The following is an 18,974-nucleotide window of genomic DNA, read 5'->3' on the forward strand; positions in this document are numbered from 1 at the left end:
TGATGCCACGCTAATTTGATGATGCCTTCTATTCTGACGCAGAATACAACTCCTCGACGCCGAGCAGTAGTTATCTGATTCTGGCGATCAGAGCTTCCAGCGTATCCCAGTGAGTTGCCTCTGTCTTATGTGATCGGGGTCGGGAAGTTGAACAGGAGTGTCGCGGGCAAAAGCATGCCTACCGCCTCGGACAGGATGTTGCGCAACCTCACGGCCGTGACGGAGTCCATCCCGTGGCTGCCGAAGGTGCTGTCCGCTGCGGGCAGATCCGCGCTGTCGAGTACCGCGGCCGCGCACTCGCGCACCGCCTGCAGGAAGCGATACACCTCGTCCGTGTGGCCGACCCGCTCTAGGCCCTCCCGTCCAAGGCTGATCCGGAGCAGCCGTGCGGCCGATCAGAGCGGTAACGCCATGCCGGCTGATCTTGCCGGTCGGTGTCAGCGGGATCCGGCCGACCGTGACGAGCTCGGCCGGGATCTTGTACTCGGCGAAGCCGGCCTCGCGTAGCTGCCGCACGACCTCCATCAGGTCGATCCCAGGCCGTTCCACGACCAGGCAGGGGTACTCGCCGAGCCGAGGATCTGGCCGGCCGACCAGCGCCACCGGCCCCAGGTGCTCGAGCAGGTCTTCGATCTCCCGGGCGTTGAACTTGCGGCCACCGACATCGATTAGCTCGGCGGAACGGCCCAGGTATATGGTCCTGCCATCGGGGTCGATGTCGACAGTGTCCCCAGTACGGAGCCAGCCGTCGTCGGTTATCGCTGCATCGGTGGTCTCGGGCTCTCCCCAGTAGCCGCGGAACAGCGAGGGGCTACGGAACTGCAGCTCGCGTTCCATCGCCCGGGCTTCGGCCTCGCGGACCGGCGTGCCGACGGTGCTCGACATGGTTTCCGCCGTCTCATCCGGCCGCGTGAACGCTCCCGCTCCTAGCTCCGACATCCCCCATTGCACAATCATTTGGGCGCCGAGTTCCTGTTGCGTGCGAGTGACGAGTGAGGTCGGTACGGAGGAACCACTCGCGCGTACCTCCCGCAGCGTGAACCCCGGTCGGCTCGCGACACCGGAAAGGATATCGGACAGTGCAGAGACGGCGAAGAGGACGGTCGTGGCCGCCTTCTCCGCTAGCTCGAAGAAACGCGGAAAATCCCATTCAGCCAACGGAGCCTGTCGATTTCTGGTGAACAAGCTCAGATGAATCGACGGCAATCCGAAAAGGTCGGTCAGTGGACTGGCGCTGGTGACCACGTCCTTGCCTGTCATGCTGGACTCGGCCAAAACCGAGGCAGCGTTGCTCAGCAGCCCGTCGTGGCTGTCCATGCAGATCATGGGACGCCCGGCCGAGGTACCTGACGAGGGCAGCAGCATGAATGGCGCGTCCGGTGAAACCACGACCTCGTCCGGCCTCCGCCCCGCTCCAGCCGCCGACAGACCCTGCCACGTCTGAGTATCGACCACCACGGCCGGACGGACCCGATCGATGAGCGCCCGCACATCGCCGTGCCCGTACGCGTGGCGCACCGGCAGCAACGCCGCCCCGACGGACGCCGCGGCTGTATGCAGGGTTAGAAACTCCCAGCTACTGGGCAGCTGCGCCGCAACGACATGGCCCGGCTCGACACCTCGGTCCTGCAGGCGGCTGGCCAGCGCCTCCGACCGGCGCCACCATTGTCTCCACCTCCAGTACCGCTCGCCTGCAGTGGTCGCTTCCTTGTCGGGGTCTGCCTCGACGGCCGCCGAGAACACCTCGGACAGCGTGAAACCGCCCAACGCCCCGACCGGATGGCCCAACAAGTAGCCGCCGGTCGTGATCCTTGCCGGAATCTCACTGTGGCCATGACTTAAATTGCTCACCATATCTAATGACTGTTGCGAGACCTGGCGACGCTCCAATTTGTTCTCCCACTAGTTGACGTGCACATTTCCGCATCGTGACAACTTCGATCAGAATGACTGGCGTAGCTGATCGAGCAGGAAGCTCATTCGATCCGTTGATCGAGTTTCGCTCGTAGGCGGCTCATTGATTCGCATACCATAGCGACGGCACCATCTCGAGGCGAGTCGCCGTCGGGCTGGAGCAATCACCGCTGCGCGTTTCACGGCGCGCACGCTACATTCAGAATTAAGATGTTTTCGAAGCCATTCGCGGCCCAGCCGACACGCGAGTGTCAGCGGCAACCCCTCTCGATGACAGTCCGTCACGGGGCGACATCCGTGTGCAACTGACGACCCTCCACGACCGTGTCGGAAACCTTTGTCTTCCCGAGCGACGTCGGCCGTCGACGACGGCCATACCGAGCGGCTTCCCGACTCCTCCTGGGACTACCTCCACGACGCCCTGCGGCGTGCGCAACGCGACCCCGCGATCCTGCCGCCGACGACGCTGACTCGCAGGAACGCTCGATTGGCGAACCCGCCGCCACGGACCAACCGACTCTCCTGGACCAGGCAGGCCAACCATCTCCGTTACCTGGCGAACTGTCAAGTCCACTTTCCTGGTTTCCCAACGCTCTGTACGTTGGTTCTGAACCTTAAGGCTGCACATCCCTTTCGGCCCATGATGTCCTGTACTACCCGTCCTTCGAGCCACTCCTACCCGGGAAACATGCCGTGATGATCCCAAAGGCCGTTCCACTTTACTGGACCGGACAGTACTGAAGTTGAATACCAGTGGCCTAGATAGCTCATGGTCTGCCCATGCTGCGCCCGTTCGTCGCGGCGGCGGATGCAGATGCCTCAAGTGGGACATCCTCCCGAACTCGAGATCCGTGGAGCTGGATTCGGGTCGACCCGCACGTCACATCGTGGCGACAACGTAGGAGGAATACCTTGCGATCACGAGAGGCTTCGCCCGGCGAGGCGCGGCGGCGCGTGACCCCCGCTTGTCCCCCGGCTAGTGCTGCATCCAGCAACGTTGGCCATGTAATCGGTCCGAGTTGATCGAGTGACTGATGCGTCGGAGGCTGTCGGGCGGAGATGGTGATGGCTCGACAGCCCGAGGTGTTCGTCCGAGAGCTTGACCCCGCTGAGGCACAGCGCCTGGTGAAGATCGCCCGCACCGCGAAGGATCGGGTCCGGCTGCGCCGGGCTGGGATCGTGCTGGCCTCGATGCAGGGCCGCAGCCCGACCGAGGCGGCGGTGATGTTCGCCGCGGACCCGCAGTACGTGCGGGAGGTGATCCACGCGTTCAACGATCAGAGGTTCGCTGCTTTGAACCCAAAATGGAGCGGGGGCCGACGACCTAAGTTCGCCCCCACGCCCGCGAACTCGTCTGCCGGACCGCGAAGACCGCCCCGCAGCAGCTACGGCTGCCGTTCACCACGTGGAGCCTGGCCAAGCTCGCCGGCTACCTCGACGAGTACTACCGGCTCGACATCTCCGCGGAGACGGTGCGGGTGATCCTGCGCGACGCCGGGATCACCTGGCAGGCCACGAAGACCTGGAAGCACAGCCGCGACCCCGATTTCGCGGCCAAGAAGGCCCGCATCCTCGAGCTCTACGACCAGGCCGCCGGTCAGGTCCCCGCTGGCGGTCGGGTGATCTGCGTCGACGAGTTCGGACCGCTGAACCTGCAACCCCGCCCCGGCCGGGGCTGGTTCCCCCGCGGGCAGCCAGCCCGACGGCGCGCGACCTACACCCGCACCGCCGGCGTCCGGTACATGTTCGCCGTGCTGGACCTGGCCTCGGGGCAACTGTTCTATCGGTTCCGGGACCGGAAACGTTGGCCGGAGTTCCTCGGGTTCCTCCGCCAGCTGCGGACCCGATTCCCGACCGGGCCGCTGTTCGTGGTCTGCGACAACTTCTCCCCCCACCTCAAGCACGAGGTCGCCGACTGGTGCGCCAGACACCAGGTCGAGCTGGTGTTCACCCCGTCCAACGCCTCGTGGCTGAACTGGATCGAGTGCGAGTTCACCGCGCTGCGCTACTTCACCCTCGACGGCTCGGACTACCCGACGCATGCCGCCCAGGAGGCCGCGATCGCCGGCTACGTCCGCTGGTCGAACAAGCGTGCTCGCCCGAAGGGCCGCTTTGCCATCGGCTCCAAGATCCGCAAGCCCGATTACCTACCCAACGTTGCCTGATGAAGCACTAGCGTGGGTCCCGTGGATCAAGTCTTGTGGATGCGGTAGATCCTGAGAACGTGTTTGAGAAGCCTCGGCGTGTCTGCGTGACCCACCCCGCGTGATCCTCCACGGTGCAGTGATGGCCCGACGTGCACCGCGGTACCCCTCGGACATGACCGACGAGCAGTGGGCGCTGATCGAGCCGCTGCTCCCGCCAGCGAGGACCGGCGGTCGCCCGGAGAAGCACCCGCGTCGTGACGTCGTCGACGCGATCCTCTACGTCGTGCGGGCCGGGTGCGCGTGGCGGGCCCTGCCTGCGGACTTCCCGCCCTGGGAGGCGGTGTACTGGTATTTCACCCGCTGGGAACAGGCCGGGGTCACCGAGAAGATTCTCCCCGTGGTCCGCGAACAGCTGCGCCTGGCCGACGGCCGCAACGCGCAACCCAGCGCCGGGTTGATCGACTCGCAGAGTGTGAAGGGCGCCGACACCGTTGGACGCACAACCCGGGGCTACGACGCCGGGAAGAAGATCAACGGCAGGAAGCGGTTCATCGTCACCGACACCCTCGGCCTGCTGTTAACCGTCATGGTCTGCACCGCGTCCCGCCAGGACCGCGATGGCTCGAAGACGGTGCTGCTGGCCACCTACCTGACCACCCCGGTGCGGTTCCTGTTCGCCGATGCCGGGCTCGCCGGACGCCTTCTGGACTGGGCACAGACCGTCCTGCGCATGACCGTCGAGGTAGTACGCAAACCGGCCGGCCAACGCGGGTTCGCTGTGATCCCACGCCGGTGGGCAGTCGAACGCACACTGGCCTGGCTGACCGCCCACCGCCGCCTGGCCCGCGACTACGAACGCCACACCGCGGTGTCCGAGGCGATGATCCGCTGGGCCGCGATCAACACCATGACCCGCCGACTGGCCCGCGGCCGGCCGGCTACCCGCCAACAACGACGGGTCTTCCAACCCAGTTAGTTGATCTTCTCAAACACGTTCTGAGTGTGCTTGATCATCACGACTTGACCGACGAATGGAGCCGTTGTTGCCCGATCGGACACCGTGTCGGGTAGGCGGTGGGTGGATCACCGCAGGCTCGGGTAGCTGGCTAAAGTCGAGACGAGCTGATCGAGCTCTACCAAGAGCACCGGCTCTCCCTGCAAGAGATCGCGGAAAATGTCGGCGTGAGCCGGCAAACGATCCGGCGGCTCGCCGAGGACTACGGCATCACGTTGCGCCCAAAGGGCCGACGCCGCACCTTCACGATCGATCCCGACTGGCTGCACGAGCAGTACGTCGTCAAACACAGAACCCTGCCAGACCTGGCCCAGGAGGCGGGCACGAGCGAAGCCACCCTGGCTCGCTGGGCCCCGACCCACCACATCCCACTACGCGGTCGCCGTGGACCGAGCCATCAGGCGAGCCTTCTGGCAGCTGAGACCGCCGACGCGGCGCCCACCCTCCTACACCTGGCAGGAACGGCAGCCATGGATGGGAACGGCTTCGCCGATTCGCCGAAGTATCGACCTACCCGACCGTCAGAGCCGCCGCTGCGGCACTGGGCCTCAGACAGGCCCCGCTCACAACCCAGATCCACCGCCTCGAGTGAGTCGCCCTGGGTCTGATAGAGGCCCGGCTCATGGGATTTCATCGTCGACGCTTTCTCGAGGATGATCGTCGGCTGGCGCGTCGCGGCGCACATGCGCACCACCATGATCCTCGACGCGCTGGAGATGGCCCGCTGGTCTCGCGGCACCAAGCTCGCCCGGCTGCGATGTCACTCCGACGCCGGGTCGCAGTTCACCTCGGTGCGCTATGGCAAGCGGCTCGCCGAGATCGGCGCCGTCCCGTCGATCGGCTCCGTCGGTGACTCGTTCGATAACGCCCTCGCCGAAACGGTCAACGGCTACTACAAGGCCGAGCTGATTCGCGAGCCCGCCACAAGCGGGCCGTGGAAGACCGTCGAGGACGTCCGGTCCGTCTGTGGGCCGTGGAAAGTCGCTCAACAACGAGAAGCGACGGTGACCGGCGAAAGGTGTCCCGCTGGTCAGCGTCGCTCTCAGCGCCTGTACCAGGCAGCCGACTTGGTCTCCGAGAAGATCTTGTCGATCTCCCGGGCTGGAGCGCCGGGCAGTTGCGGCTTGGCCAACGGGCCGTGACGATCGACCGAGGGTTGCTCTCCCTCCCCACTCGCTGCAGGCCGCGCGCACAATCGTCGCCCACGTTCCTACGTGCTGCGTTCCCGGCCGACGACGCTCCGTTGCTGCTCGGCTGATCCTTGGGTCAGCTCGTCGGAGCGGCCGGCTTCGATGCGGGACCATTGGGCGATGGGGCGTCCGTTCGTACGCCAGTGGTGCTGGCCGTGCTCTTCACTCCAGGGTTGGGGCCAACCGTCGGGGGAGTCCTCCCACGTCTCCTGGCGTCCGTAGACGGTCATGTCCAGCAGCCCGTGGGTGGGGGCCATGATCTCGACGTTGACGGCAATGCGTGCGTCGTCCTCGAGCGGCAGCTTCTCGCCAGTTGCCTAGTAGCAGGTGCTCATCAGCGGGCTGTAGGCGGACGGCGGCGCGCAGCGCCGGCAAGGTGTTGAGCCGCCCGAGCCGATGAACCGGTGCCACCTCGCCGAGCCGAGTGAGTCCTCCGTGGACGCCGGACCTTGGCATCGGTGAGGCCGGGTGCGAGTGAGAGCACGAGACGGCGACGAACGGCGTCGCATCAAGCTCGGCGAGCCCTGATCCTGCACAGCGAGGTTGCGAAAGCTGGCGTCGATGACGACAGCAGACCCCCGCACTTGCCCCTACCGACGACTCCGCAGCTGCCGCTACGAGACCGACTCGCGACACTGCTCTCGCTCCCCCCGGGCGAGGGGACGTTGCGGTAAGGCGATCCCGCACGCATGATCCAGATCTTCAGCCTGCTTCTCGGCAAGCGGACCCGGATCGTGATCAAGATCTTCGGGACATAGAATTGCTCAAGTCCACCGTTTGTGGAGAAAGCGAGAAAACGGCTCACTGTCGAGAACGTAGAATGCTTTGTCTTCGCGGGTATGGCGGTGCAGGGGCGAGGCGTAGCCGCGGCTGCCCGTCTGTGGCGTCAGTGGTCGCCTTGCTCGGGCCCCTCGTCTGGGCCCAGGTGATAGAGCGAGGTCGTGCCGGGCAGGGTTGTCACAGCTGATTCTCTCGCCGAGTCGCCGGGGTCGTCGTTGATGAGGTGTCTGGGATCGGCCTGGGTCGCGAGGGGACCAGCCGGGGACCGCACGCTGTGCGCGCGGCTGCTCATACGGAGCAGGAGTGGGCTTCTCGCGCTGGGGTGAGCGCTTGTGACCTGCGCAGATGGCTACCCGCACGTCCTGGGGGTCAAGGGGTCGCAGGTTCAAATCCTGTCGTCCCGACGGCACGATGGGCGGTTCCCTACGTCGGGGGAGCCGCCCATCAGCGTTTCTACCTGCGGAAAGTCTGGGCTTGAGGGTTGGTACCTCGCCTGAGCCTGAAGCCGTGGGACGCAGGTTCTCGATCATGGTTTCGTGCTGAGTGACTGTCTGGTGAGTCGCGTGGGAAGAGGTCGTCCATTGCTGTGGTGCCTTCGTCGAGCACGGCCTGCAGTTGGTGGCGGTAGACCCGTTCGGTTACTGCGGTGCCGCTGTGGCCGACGAGGCGGGAGGTGTCCTGGATGCGGACTCCCGACGCTGAGAGCAGGGATACGAAGCTGTGGCGGAGTTCGCGCGGGGTCCATGCGGCGGGGTTGAGGCCGGCGGCGGCGTTCACGTGGCGGAATGATCGGCGGACGTTGTGGGCGTCGAGCGCGGTGCCGTTGGCGGTGGCGAACACCAGCGCGTCTGCAGGTGGTGGGTGTGGCGAGTGGTCGCGGCGGCGGAGGGCGTCGACACAGCGTTGTTGATCGAGACCGTGTTCGGGGTGCGCGCTCACGTCGGGCCGCACCCGCTCACCGGACGCCCGCACGTCGCCGTCGCTTCGCTCGAGTTCGCCGTCGCACCGGAACGGCTGCGAGCACGTCGGAGCGTGAACAAGGGTTGTCGGCTCGTGACCGACGGAGCCTTGACGCCGAGCAATGTTAGCGCTCACAGTTGCCGCCGATGGGATGTACGTCACACCGAAGACGACGCCTAGGAGGCACCGTGCGCCTGCGGACTACCTTGCCCGTACTCGGGAAGTTGGCCGCCCTTGCGGCAGCCACGCTCGTACTCGCCGCCTGCGGCGGCGGGGGTGGCGGTGGAGGCGGTACCGCCCCCGGCGACAGCGGGGAGGCCCTCACGCTGGGCTTCTCGCAAGTGGGGGCCGAGAGCGGCTGGCGGACGGCGAACACGAAGTCGATCCAGGATGCCTCGGCGGCAGCCGGGATCGAGCTGCAGTTCTCCGACGCCCAACAGAAGCAGGAGAACCAGATCAAGGCGATTCGCTCGTTCATCCAGCAGCGTGTCGACGTTATCGCCTTCAGCCCGGTCGTCGAGTCGGGATGGGACACCGTGCTGATGGAGGCGAAGCGCGCGAACATCCCGGTGATCCTCACCGACCGGTCCGTCGACTCGACCGACACCACGCTCTACAAGACCTTCCTCGGCTCGGACTTCGTGGAGGAGGGCCGCAAGGCCGGGCAGTGGCTGCTCGAGGACACCGCGGGTACGAGCGGGCCGGTCAACATCGTGGAGCTGCAGGGCACCACGGGGTCGGCGCCGGCGATCGACCGCCAGCAGGGCTTCGCCGAGACGATCGCGCAGAACCCGAACCTGAAGGTGATCGCGTCGCAGACTGGCGACTTCACGCGGTCCGGTGGGCGGCAGGTGATGGAGGCGTTCCTCAAGACGCACCCGGACATCGACGTCCTCTACGCCCACAACGACGACATGGGCCTGGGGGCGATCGAGGCGATCGAGGCCGCAGGTAAGGTGCCGGGCACCGACATCAAGATCATCACGGTGGATGCCGTCAAGGACGGTATGCAGGCGCTGGCCGGCGGGAAGATCAATTACATCGTCGAGTGCAACCCGCTGCTCGGCCCGCAACTGATGGACCTGGTGAAGAAGGTCGCCGCAGGCGAGGAGGTGCCGCAGCGCGTCGTCACCGAGGAGACCACCTTCGACGCCGAGGCCGCGAAGGCTGCGCTGCCGAGCCGGCAGTACTGATGGAGCGCAGTCCCCTGGTGGAGATGACCGGCATCTCCGTGGCGTTCGGGCCGGTGCAGGCGCTGCAGTCGGTGGACCTGCGGCTGCACCCGGGAGAGGTGCACGCCCTGATGGGTGAGAACGGCGCCGGAAAGTCGACGCTGATCAAGACCCTCACCGGCGTGCACCCGGTCGACGCCGGGGAGATCCGGGTACAGGGCGAGCCGGTGGCGTTCGCCGGGCCCGCCGCGGCCCAGGCGGCCGGGATCAGCACGGTCTACCAGGAGGTGAACCTCTGCCCGAACCTCTCGGTGGGCGAGAACCTGTTGCTGGGACGCGAGCCGCGCCGCGCCGGTCGCATCGACTGGCGCGGGGTGCGGCGGCGGTCCGCCGAGGTTCTGGGCAGGCTGCACCTGGACGTCGACCCGTCCTCGCCGCTCGGAGCGCACTCCATCGCGCTGCAGCAGCTCGTCGCGATCGCCCGGGCTGTCGAGGTGGAGGCCCAGGTGCTGGTGCTCGACGAGCCCACCTCGAGCCTGGACGCCACCGAGGTGGCGGAGCTCTTCCGAGTGGTCCGTCGGCTGCGCGAGTCGGGCGTCGCGATCCTGTTCGTGTCGCACTTCATCGAGCAGGTCTTCGAGATCTCCGACCGGATGACCGTGCTGCGCAACGGCCGGTTGGTCGGCGAGTACGCCACGGCGGACATCTCGCGGAGGCAGCTGGTCTCGGCGATGGTGGGGCGCGAGTTGGAGGTGCTCGAGCAGCTGGACCGCGCCCCCGCCGAACCGGCCGCCGACGCCGAGCCCCCGGTCCTCGCGGCCGCGGGGCTCGGGCGCCGGGGCGCCATCGAGCCGGTCGACCTTGCGGTGCGCCCAGGGGAGGTCGTCGGCCTGGCCGGGCTGCTCGGCTCGGGACGCACCGAGCTCGCCCGGCTGCTGTTCGGCGCCGACCGTGCCGACAGCGGTGAGCTCAGGGTCGGCGGGCGCCCGGTGCGGCTGCGCACGCCACGGGCCGCCATCGACGCCGGGATCGCCTTCAGCCCGGAGGACCGCAAGGCCGAGGGCGTGGTGGCGGACCTGTCGGTTCGGGCGAACATCGTGCTCGCTATGCAGGCCTCCCGAGGCTGGATGCGCCGCATCCCGCGGCGCAAGCAGGACGAGCTCGCGCGGCGCTGGATCGAGCTGCTCGACATCCGCCCCGCCGACCCCGACGCCCTCCTGGGCAACCTGTCGGGCGGCAACCAGCAGAAGGTGCTGCTGGCGCGGTGGCTGATCACGCAGCCCCGGCTGCTCATCCTCGACGAGCCCACCCGGGGCATCGACGTCGGCGCGAAGGCCCAGATCCAGGCCCTCGTGGCCGAGCAGGCGCGCCAGGGCACCGCCGTCGTGTTCATCTCCGCCGAGCTCGACGAGGTGGTGCGCCTGTCCGACCGGGTGCTGGTGCTGCGCGATCGCCGTCCCGTCGCGCAGCTGGCAGGGGAGGACGTCGAACTGGATCGCGTCATGGAGCTGATCGCCACCGGCGGAGGCGCCCGTGCGTGACCTGCTGCGCAGACCGATATGGCCGCTCGTCGCGCTGCTGCTGCTCAACCTGGCGTTGACGCCGAGCTTCTTCGCCGTGCGCCTGCAGGACGGCCGGCTCTACGGCAGCCTGGTCGACATCCTGCACAACGGCGCCCCGCTGGCGCTGACCGCGCTGGGCATGACGTTGGTGATCGCGACGCGCGGCATCGACCTGTCCGTCGGCACGGTCGTGGCGATCTCCGGGGCCGTGGCCTGCACATGGATCGCGAGCAGCCCGGACCCGGCGAGCCCCGGCGCCGCGCTCGCCGGGATCGGGCTGGCCCTCGCCCTGGCGGCGGCCCTCGGCGCGTGGAACGGGTTCCTCGTCGCCAGGATCGGCATCCAACCGATCATCTCGACGCTCGTGCTCATGACGGCCGGCCGCGGGCTGGCCCAGCTCGTCACGGACGGGCAGATCGTCACCGTGAACAACGGGTTCTTCGCGGGGATCAGCGGCAGCGCGCTGCTCGCCGTGCCGCTGACCGTGGTCGTCGCCGCCGTGGTGTACGCACTGGTGGCGCTCGTGACCCGGCGCACGGCACTGGGGACGCTCGTCGAGGCCGTCGGGATCAACCCCGAGGCCAGCCGCCTGGCCGGCGTGCGCTCGCGCAGCATCGTCTGGACGGTCTATGTCTTCGCGGCGCTGTGCGCGGCCGTGGCCGGCCTGATGATCAGCTCGAACGTCAACGCCGCCGACGCCAACAACGCCGGCCTGTGGCTGGAGCTCGACGCGATCCTCGCCGTCGTCATCGGCGGCACGTCGCTCGCCGGCGGGCGGTACTCGATCGCCGGCACGCTGCTCGGCGCGCTCACGATCCAGACGCTGACCACCACGATCTACTCGGTCGGCATCCCGCCGGAGGTGTCGCTGGTGTTCAAGGCGCTCGTCGTGATCGTCGTGTTCCTGGCGCAGGCACCGAAGGTTCGCGCGCTGCTGCGACGGCGGCGCCGCCGCGACGACGCCCCGCCGCCAGCGGCGCCCGCTGTCCCGGCGGAGACCGCGGGGAGCGGGCGGTGACCGCGCTCGCCGAGCGTGTGCGGCAAGCGGCCGGGCGCCGGGTGCCCACCCGCTTCCTGCCCGTAATGGTGACGTTCGCGCTGTTCGTGCTGATGTTCGCCGGGGGAGGGCTGCGCTACGAGTCCTTCGCGTCCGGGCAGGTGCTGCTCAACCTGCTGATCGACAACTCGTTCCTGGTGGTGCTCGCCGTCGGGATGACGTTCGTGATCCTCACCGGGGGCATCGACCTGTCGGTCGGGTCGGTCGTCGCTCTCTCGACGATGGTGGTCGCCGCGCTGCTGCGCGCCGGCTGGTCGCCGGCCCTCGTCATGCTCCTGGTGCTGGCCGGCGGGGCCGTCTTCGGGCTCGCGATGGGCGCGGTGATCCACTACCTGGAGATCCAGCCCTTCATTGTCACGCTCGCCGGGATGTTCCTGGCCCGCGGCCTGTGCTACGTGATCGACCTTGAGTCGATCCCGATCGACGACCCGCTGTTCCGCACGGTCGCCCAGACCGCGGTGCCGCTGGGTGAGGAGCTGTTCATCAGCCCGAGCGTGCTCGTCGCGCTCGTCGTGGTCGCGATCGCGGTGTACGTGTTGCACCTGACCCGGTTCGGCCGGACCGTCTACGCCGTCGGCGGCAACCTGCAGTCGGCGATGCTGATGGGGTTGCGGGTGGCGCAGGCACGCGTCGGCGTGTACGTGATCAGCGGGGCCTGCTCGGCGCTCGCCGGGCTGCTGTTCACCTTCTACATGCTCTCGGGCTACAGCCTGCACGCCGTGGGAATGGAGCTCGATGCGATCGCCGCCGTCGTCATCGGGGGCACTCTGCTCACCGGAGGTTCCGGGTTCGTGCTCGGCTCGGTGCTCGGCGTGCTGGTGCTCGGCACGATTCAGACGATCCTCTCGTTCGAGGGGACCCTCAGCTCCTGGTGGTCGCGGATCGTCATTGGTCTCTTGCTGCTGGTGTTCGTGGTCCTGCAGCGGGTGCTGGCGAGACGCGGCGTCGACTGACGGCTGCCACGAGTGCAGGGATCGCCGATGCTGCGACAGGGGGAATGGGCGCAGGTTCGAATCCTCGGCAGGGTTCGCAACAGGTGGGAACGTTGGCTACCAGCGGAAACGTGATCGACGTGCGCTGCCCGGCCTGGCTCCGCGCAACGGCCCCGGCGACCGACGAGCAATCGATGCGCAGGTTTCTTCTCATCGGGGATCCCGGGATGGCCCGCCGAGAGTCAGCGCAAGCGCAACCGCAGCACCGGCTACGCCAGCACCCCGGTCCTCGTCGGCTTCGGCTCGACGATGGCACCGACGCGGTGCTCGTGGCCGTGTAGCGCGACGGCACGCACTGGGTGCGCGGCACCACCGGGCGTCGCTACATGCGCATCGCCGTCTCGAACGCGGCCACGTCGGAGGCCGACGTCGACCGCTCGTAGCCGTGCTCCGAGCGGTCGATCTTGTCCGATGTGTGCGTTAACATCGCCTTTCGCAACGGCGCGAGCAGGGGGTATGAGCGATGAGGCTGCGGCAGCGGCTGCTTGTGGCGAGCGGATTGGTGCTGGCATGCGCGGTGGCCACCGCCTGTAGCGAGGGTGACCCCGTCGGCACCGACCGTGGTAGCGAGCCCGGCGCCCGCGTCGAGACCATCGGGCTGATGGTCCAGGATCTGTCCAACCCGTTCTTCCAGTCGATGGCCAACGGCGTGCAGGCCGGGGCGGAGAAGATCGGCGCCACCGTCAACGTGCAGGACGGGCGGCAGGACCTCGGCGCCCAGAACGAGCAGATCGACGCGTTCATCCAGCAGCAGATCGACGTTCTACTGATCAACGCCGTCGACTCCGACGGCATCGGGCCCGCGGTCGAGCGGGCCAAGGCGGCCGGGATCACGGTGGTGGCGGTCGATGTCGCCGCGCGTGGCGCCCAGGCGCAGGTCACCCTGGACAACACTGAGGCCGGCAACCTTGCCTGCACCTACCTGGCCGACCAGATCGGCGGCGCAGGCGACATCCTGCTGATCAACGGCACGCCGATCTCGTCGGTGCAGGACCGGGTCACCGGCTGCAAGCAGGCGCTGCAGGGCTACCCGCAGATCACGATCGTCGCCGAGCAGAACGGCGACAACGGGCGTGCGGAGGCGTTGACGATCGCCACCGACATGCTCACCGCGCACCCGGAGGTGAAGGGCGTCTTCGGGATCAACGACCCGACGGCGTTGGGTGCCACCCTCGCCGCGCAGCAGGCCGGCATTGGTGGCCTGGTGATCGTCGGCGTCGACGCATCCCCGGAGGCGGTCGCCGAGCTGCAGAAGCCCGACTCGATGTTCCGTGCCACTGCGGCCCAGGACCCCAACACCCAGGGCGCGATCGCGCTGGAGATGGCCCAGAAGCTGTTCGCGGGCGAGGCCCTGGAGAAGCAGTCCGTGCTCGTGCCCACCGAGATGATCACCCGGGAAAGCCTGGCGCAGTACAAGGGTTGGCAGTAGATCCGATGACCGCCCTGGTCGCCATGGAGGGCGTCACCAAGTCCTTCGGTGGCGCCCTCGCCCTACGCGGCGTCGACTTCGACCTGCGCGCCGGTGAGGTCCACGCCCTCATGGGGGAGAACGGCGCCGGAAAGTCGACGCTGATGAAGGTGCTCGCCGGCGTCCACGCCCCGGACGCCGGCACGATCCGGATCGACGGGGAGCCGGTCACGGTCTCGTCCCCGATCGAGGCCGCCGGGCTGGGGATCGCGATCATCCACCAGGAGCTCAACACCGTCCCGGACATGACGGTGGCCGAGAACCTGGCGCTGGGCGCCGAACCGCGCACGCGCTGGGGCGGCCTCGACCGCAGGCGGGTGCTGCGCGACGCCACCGACAAGCTGGCCCGCGTCCGTGCCGATATCGACCCCTGGCTGCCGATGCGCCGGCTGTCCGTCGGCCGCCAGCAGATGGTCGAGATCGCCCGCGCCCTCGCCGAGGAAGCTCGGATCCTCGTGCTCGACGAGCCCACCGCGGCGCTGTCGGACCGCGAGGCGCGGCAGCTCTTCGGCCTGATCGATGAGATGCGGGCCGCCGGGATGGGGCTGGTCTACATCAGCCACCGGATGGAGGAGGTCTGGCAGCTCGCCGACCGGGTCACCGTGTTCCGCGACGGCCGCTCGATCGGCACCAGCGAGAAGGCCGACATCACCCCCGAGCGGGTGGTCACCCAGATGATCGGGCGCAACGTCGAAGAGCTCTACGTCCACGACCACCGCACGCCCGGGGAGGTCGTGCTCCGCGTCGAGGGCCTCACCGACGGCGCCGGGATCGGGCCCGTCGACCTGCAGCTGCGGGCCGGCGAGGTGGTCGGGATGGTCGGCCTGATCGGTGCGGGCCGCACCGAGATCGCCCGGATGATCTACGGTGCCGACCGCGCCCGAGGCGGCACCGTCGAGCTCGACGGCAAGCTCCTCGACAACCGCTCCCCGGCCACCAGCATCCGCCACGGCATCGGGCTGCTCCCCGAGAGCCGCAAGGAACAGGCGCTGTTCCCGCTGATGTCGACCCGCGACAACCTCGTGGTCTCCGCGCTCGGCGGGCTCTCCCGGCTCGGGGTGCTGCGCCGCCGCGCCATCGGGGACGCGGCCCGCCACCAGATCGACGCTCTGCGCATCCGCACCGCGCTGTCGCAGGACGCGGGACACCTGTCGGGCGGCAACCAGCAGAAGGTGGTGCTCGGCCGCTGGCTCACTGTCGGCCCGCGCGTGCTGATCCTGGACGAGCCCACCCGCGGCGTCGACATTGGCGCCAAGTACGAGATCTACCGGATCATCAATGAGCAGCTCGGGCGCGGCGTCGCCGTGCTCGTGGTCTCTTCCGACCTTCCCGAGGCGCTCGGCATCAGCGACCGGGTGCTGGTGGTGCGAGGCGGCCGGATCGTGGCCGAGCTCGACCGGTCGGAGGCCACCGAGGAGGCCGTGATGCTGCACGCCACCGGGGTGGCCGGGTCCGACACAGCGGCGACCAGCGACCAGAACGGAGGCACCCCCGCATGACCCGGACCGTCCCGGCGGGCACGTCCGCGCTCGAGAAGTCCGAGCGCACCCGGCCCGGCTTCGGTCAGGTGTGGGATCGCTACGGCATCCTCATCGTGCTGCTCGCAATGGTCGCCCTCATGGCGGTGATCGCGCCCAACTTCTGGAACCTCAGCAACGGCTTCAATGTCGCCCGTGCCGTCTCGATCAACGCCGTGCTGGCCGCAGGCATGACGCTCGTGATCCTCACCGGCGGCATCGACCTGTCGGTCGGGTCGATCATCGGCGTTGCCGGGGTGACGTCCGTGCTGCTGTGGAACGCCGGCACGCCCGCACTCATCGCCGTGCTCGGCGGCATCCTGGTCGGTGCCGCCGCCGGGCTGCTCAACGGCGTGCTCGTGGCCTACCTTGCGCTGCCCGCGTTCATCGTGACGCTCGGGGCGCTCACCTACCTACGCGGCACCGCCTACGCCCTCACCGACGGCCAGCCGTTGATCGCCGAGGGCCAGCTGGGCTTCCGCCTCCTCGGCAACGGCAATATCGCCGCGATCCCTTCGCCGGTGGTGGTCATGGTGATCACCTACCTGGCCGTGTGGTTCATCCTCGAACGCACCACGTTCGGCCGGCACGTCTACGCCGTGGGGGGCAACGTCGAGGCTGCTCGCCTCGCGGGCATCAAGGTCAAGCGCGTGCTGCTCAAGGTCTACCTGCTCGCCGGGCTCACGGCCGGTCTCGCCGGCGTCATGTTTGCCGCCCGCGTCGAGTCCGGGCAACCCCGCGCAGGCGAGGGCTACGAGCTCGACGCGATCGCCGCGGTCGTTCTCGGCGGCACCTCGCTCTTCGGCGGCCGCGGCCGGATCCACGGCACGTTCGTGGGCGCGCTCATCATCGGCGTTCTCAGCAACGGGCTCATCCTGATGAACGTGCCGTTCTTCACCCAGCTCATCATCAAGGGCGCCGTGATCATCGTCGCCGTCGCCCTGGACAGCCTGAAGAACTGGCGCCGCTAGAACGCAGCGGAGCGGAGCAGGCGATCAGCGGGATGGTCGCCCGGTAGGGCGGGCGCAGCAGCCGGCCGGCGATGGAAGGTTGTTCCTCCAGCGCCCCGCGCGCCCGTGCGTGTTCCATCCCGCTGAACCCGAGAGCCGGGGAACGTGTCGCACCTCGATCATCAGCACTGCGGGACGTTCGCGGCGTGTGGCGTGGCTGCTCGCAGCAGGGGTGCTCGCCCTACAGCTGGTTTGGTGGTGCTGCTCGAGCCGGCGGCGCAGCTGCTGCGCAGGCCGGCACCGCCGGTCGGTGAGGCGATGCGCTCACCGGTCGGACCGGGCCCCGATCCCGTCAGAGCGTCGTCACGGCCAGGACTCTCGACGACGGGTACCGTCACCACGATCTCGCCGTCGGTCGCTCGCACCGGCAGCTCGCGCTTCCCGACCAGCGCGCGCACGGTGGACGGGGGGCAGCCTGGCATGGCGTCCGACGTGAGTGACTAACTGCGTGACAACCGGCGCACACGCACACTGTCAGCGGCGACCGTCCACGGACGAGCTGCGTCCCTGAACTGCGGAAATGCCCTCATGAACTGGCCCCTTGCATTGCTTCACACACCGAAGCGGTCGCGTGGACGAGCTGGCCTCGTCAGTTCGCATGGTCGTAAGGTCGCTGACGTGACCGACGCCGTCGTGGTACCGGGCAGAAGGTACGGGCCGGCGGCTGGGCTCCTCATGTACGCCGGTGTTGTCGCCGAGAGGCGGGGAGCGACGGTCCACAGACTGGCGTGGTCCCAGGAACCGCCGGATCCGTTCCAGCCAGAGATCGAGGGTTGGGTACGGGCAGAAGTCGGTCCTCGGCTCGACGCGGTCGGCGGCAGCCCGCTCCTGATCGGGAAATCTCTCGGTTCCAACGCCGCGACGCTCGCTGCCGAGCGTCACATACCGGCGGTGTGGCTCACGCCGGTCTTGACCTTGCCGTGGATAGCCCGCGCCTTGAGTCGTGCGACCGCACCTTTCTTGGTCGTGGGTGGCACCGCGGACGCGATGTGGGACGGCGCTCAGGCGCGCCGGCTGTCGCGGTATGTGCTGGAGATCGAAGGAGCTGACCACGGCTTGCAGATTCCTGGTCCGCTCGCCGACTCGGTCGCCGTACTCGGCCGAGTGCTCGTCGAGATGGAAAGGTTCCTGGACGCGATCGACTGGCCCGGCAGAGCTGGGCAGCTGGCAGGCGGACGTGTAGTCGGGACTTGACAGCCACTCCTGATAGCAGCGGACCGGGACGACGGCACGCGCCCAGCGACAGTGACGAGGATCGCCGCGCAGGTCAGGAACTCCGGCGCCCGGCCCCGGTACGCCGCGGGATCTCGAGCAAACACGCCGGCTGCGGTCGTGACGCGGCGGTCGTATCCGATGGCCAGCACGTAGCCACGCCGCGGCCCTCCAGTTCCGCGCGTAATCGGGGGTCGGCGCCGTAGACCTCGTCTCCGGTCACCCACCACGCGTCAACTCCGGCGTCAAGGGCGCGGGCGATCATCGTGGTGGCCAGGGCGGGTTTGGTCGCGAACTGCACGTTCTCACTGATCCCGGCCGCGGCGCAGCGGTCGCGGTCGGTAGTCCAAGATTTCGGCAGATACAAAGCCCGGTCGATAAACGCGTGCCCCATCGTCGTGGCATACGCCAAATACACAGTGACCTGCGAGTTCTCGATCCGACCGGCGGTTCCGGTGTACTGGCGTTGCACCCCGACGGTGTGCGTGCCCTTCTTCAGGTCCCCGGTCTCATCCACAATCAGGACCGCGTCTTGGCCGCCGAGGCGATCGCAGACATAGTCACGCAGGTCGCCACGCACCGCGTCGGCATCCCACACCGCCCGAGCGAGCAGGTGTTGCAGACCGTCTGGTGTCGTGTCCCCGACATGCTCGGCGATGGTCCAGCAATTCTTCCGTGGCAGCTCAGACACCAAGCCCAGCAACAACTTCTCCGCCCGGCGGCGGGGCTCGATCCGACCGAAACGGCGCCCGATCCGCCCCGCCAGCTCATCGAACATCGCCCGCCACCGGGCAGGGTCTATGCTGGCGCCCGCGGCCGTCAGCCGATCTTGCGAAGTCCACACAACCGACCATGATCAACTGGCGGCCACACCAACCTCCAGCGCCCCTCACCAGCCAAGATCACGAAGTCCGGCTGGAGTACTAAGAGGTCCTAACAGATTGATTTTGGTCTGAGTTTGATCTTGCCAGTTGTTGA

General features: G+C 68.0%; 17 protein-coding genes and 1 pseudogene. 13 read left to right on the forward strand and 5 right to left on the reverse strand.

The genetic code is table 11. The features are described 5' to 3' along the window. Nucleotides 1-87 precede the first annotated feature (87 nt). Nucleotides 88-1,890, reverse strand: a complete 1,803-nt coding sequence (locus ACQPZQ_RS15270) for a class I adenylate-forming enzyme family protein (protein WP_433296139.1) — start codon at nt 1,888-1,890, stop codon at nt 88-90. 1,248 nt (nt 1,891-3,138) lie between these two features. Between ACQPZQ_RS15270 and ACQPZQ_RS15275 the strand changes: the two genes are divergently transcribed. The 5 genes and pseudogenes from ACQPZQ_RS15275 to ACQPZQ_RS15295 form a co-directional block, all read left to right on the forward strand. After that, nucleotides 3,139-3,396 (forward strand): hypothetical protein, encoded by a 258-nt coding sequence (locus tag ACQPZQ_RS15275; RefSeq protein ID WP_433299221.1) that lies wholly within the window; start codon nt 3,139-3,141, stop codon nt 3,394-3,396. Then, a complete protein-coding gene (locus ACQPZQ_RS15280; RefSeq protein ID WP_433299223.1) occupies nt 3,306-4,079 on the forward strand; it encodes an IS630 family transposase in 774 nt (257 codons plus the stop codon). Before ACQPZQ_RS15275 ends, ACQPZQ_RS15280 begins: the two co-directional genes overlap by 91 nt. A gap of 121 nt (nt 4,080-4,200) precedes the next feature. Next, nucleotides 4,201-5,037, forward strand: coding sequence for an IS5 family transposase (locus ACQPZQ_RS15285; RefSeq protein ID WP_433296141.1), 837 nt, complete (start codon nt 4,201-4,203; stop codon nt 5,035-5,037). Nucleotides 5,038-5,216: 179 nt separating this feature from the next. Further along, nucleotides 5,217-5,684, forward strand: coding sequence for a hypothetical protein (locus ACQPZQ_RS15290; RefSeq protein WP_433299225.1), 468 nt, complete (start codon nt 5,217-5,219; stop codon nt 5,682-5,684). A 21-nt stretch (nt 5,685-5,705) separates the two neighbouring features. Next, nucleotides 5,706-6,053, forward strand: a pseudogene (locus tag ACQPZQ_RS15295) (DDE-type integrase/transposase/recombinase); the annotation flags it as partial. A gap of 233 nt (nt 6,054-6,286) precedes the next feature. On the opposite strand, the gene ACQPZQ_RS15300 reads toward ACQPZQ_RS15295, so the two are convergent. Then, on the reverse strand, nt 6,287-6,523 hold the full coding sequence (locus ACQPZQ_RS15300; protein ID WP_433296143.1) for a hypothetical protein: 237 nt from the start codon (nt 6,521-6,523) through the stop codon (nt 6,287-6,289). Nucleotides 6,524-7,499: 976 nt separating this feature from the next. Further along, nucleotides 7,500-7,997: a tyrosine-type recombinase/integrase gene (locus ACQPZQ_RS15305; protein ID WP_433296145.1), complete on the reverse strand. Its 498-nt coding sequence runs from the start codon at nt 7,995-7,997 to the stop codon at nt 7,500-7,502. A gap of 203 nt (nt 7,998-8,200) precedes the next feature. Here ACQPZQ_RS15305 and ACQPZQ_RS15310 point away from each other — a divergent pair, with 203 nt between their 5' ends. The 7 genes from ACQPZQ_RS15310 to ACQPZQ_RS15340 all read left to right on the forward strand — a co-directional run bounded on the left by ACQPZQ_RS15310 (nt 8,201) and on the right by ACQPZQ_RS15340 (nt 16,745). Continuing rightward, nucleotides 8,201-9,199 (forward strand): ABC transporter substrate-binding protein, encoded by a 999-nt coding sequence (locus ACQPZQ_RS15310; protein WP_433299227.1) that lies wholly within the window; start codon nt 8,201-8,203, stop codon nt 9,197-9,199. After that, the gene (locus tag ACQPZQ_RS15315; protein ID WP_433296147.1) at nt 9,199-10,719 is read left to right on the forward strand and encodes a sugar ABC transporter ATP-binding protein; all 1,521 of its coding nucleotides are present in this window, start codon (nt 9,199-9,201) and stop codon (nt 10,717-10,719) included. Before ACQPZQ_RS15310 ends, ACQPZQ_RS15315 begins: the two co-directional genes overlap by 1 nt. A gap of 1 nt (nt 10,720) precedes the next feature. Then, nucleotides 10,721-11,758, forward strand: coding sequence for an ABC transporter permease (locus ACQPZQ_RS15320; RefSeq protein ID WP_433299229.1), 1,038 nt, complete (start codon nt 10,721-10,723; stop codon nt 11,756-11,758). Next, complete coding sequence (yjfF, locus tag ACQPZQ_RS15325) at nt 11,755-12,750, forward strand: galactofuranose ABC transporter, permease protein YjfF (protein WP_433296149.1); 996 nt, start codon at nt 11,755-11,757, stop codon at nt 12,748-12,750. The genes ACQPZQ_RS15320 and yjfF overlap by 4 nt, the downstream gene beginning before the upstream one ends. Nucleotides 12,751-13,252: 502 nt before the next feature. Beyond that, nucleotides 13,253-14,218, forward strand: a complete 966-nt coding sequence (locus ACQPZQ_RS15330) for an ABC transporter substrate-binding protein (protein ID WP_433296151.1) — start codon at nt 13,253-13,255, stop codon at nt 14,216-14,218. Between the two features lie 5 nt (nt 14,219-14,223). Then, a complete protein-coding gene (locus ACQPZQ_RS15335) occupies nt 14,224-15,756 on the forward strand; it encodes a sugar ABC transporter ATP-binding protein (RefSeq protein ID WP_433296153.1) in 1,533 nt (510 codons plus the stop codon). Next, complete coding sequence (locus ACQPZQ_RS15340; protein ID WP_433296155.1) at nt 15,753-16,745, forward strand: ABC transporter permease subunit; 993 nt, start codon at nt 15,753-15,755, stop codon at nt 16,743-16,745. The genes ACQPZQ_RS15335 and ACQPZQ_RS15340 overlap by 4 nt, the downstream gene beginning before the upstream one ends. 161 nt (nt 16,746-16,906) lie before the next feature. Here the strand turns inward: ACQPZQ_RS15340 and ACQPZQ_RS15345 are convergent, their stop codons facing one another. Further along, complete coding sequence (locus ACQPZQ_RS15345) at nt 16,907-17,206, reverse strand: hypothetical protein (protein WP_433296157.1); 300 nt, start codon at nt 17,204-17,206, stop codon at nt 16,907-16,909. Between the two features lie 196 nt (nt 17,207-17,402). Between ACQPZQ_RS15345 and ACQPZQ_RS15350 the strand changes: the two genes are divergently transcribed. After that, nucleotides 17,403-17,978 (forward strand): hypothetical protein, encoded by a 576-nt coding sequence (locus ACQPZQ_RS15350; protein WP_433296159.1) that lies wholly within the window; start codon nt 17,403-17,405, stop codon nt 17,976-17,978. A gap of 73 nt (nt 17,979-18,051) precedes the next feature. Here ACQPZQ_RS15350 and ACQPZQ_RS15355 read toward each other — a convergent pair whose 3' ends face one another. Next, nucleotides 18,052-18,774, reverse strand: coding sequence for an IS701 family transposase (locus ACQPZQ_RS15355; protein ID WP_433296161.1), 723 nt, complete (start codon nt 18,772-18,774; stop codon nt 18,052-18,054). Nucleotides 18,775-18,974 lie beyond the last annotated feature (200 nt).

This window comes from Pseudonocardia sp. CA-142604 (assembly GCF_050948475.1).
GTDB classification, from domain to species: Bacteria; Actinomycetota; Actinomycetes; order Mycobacteriales; family Pseudonocardiaceae; genus Pseudonocardia; species Pseudonocardia alaniniphila.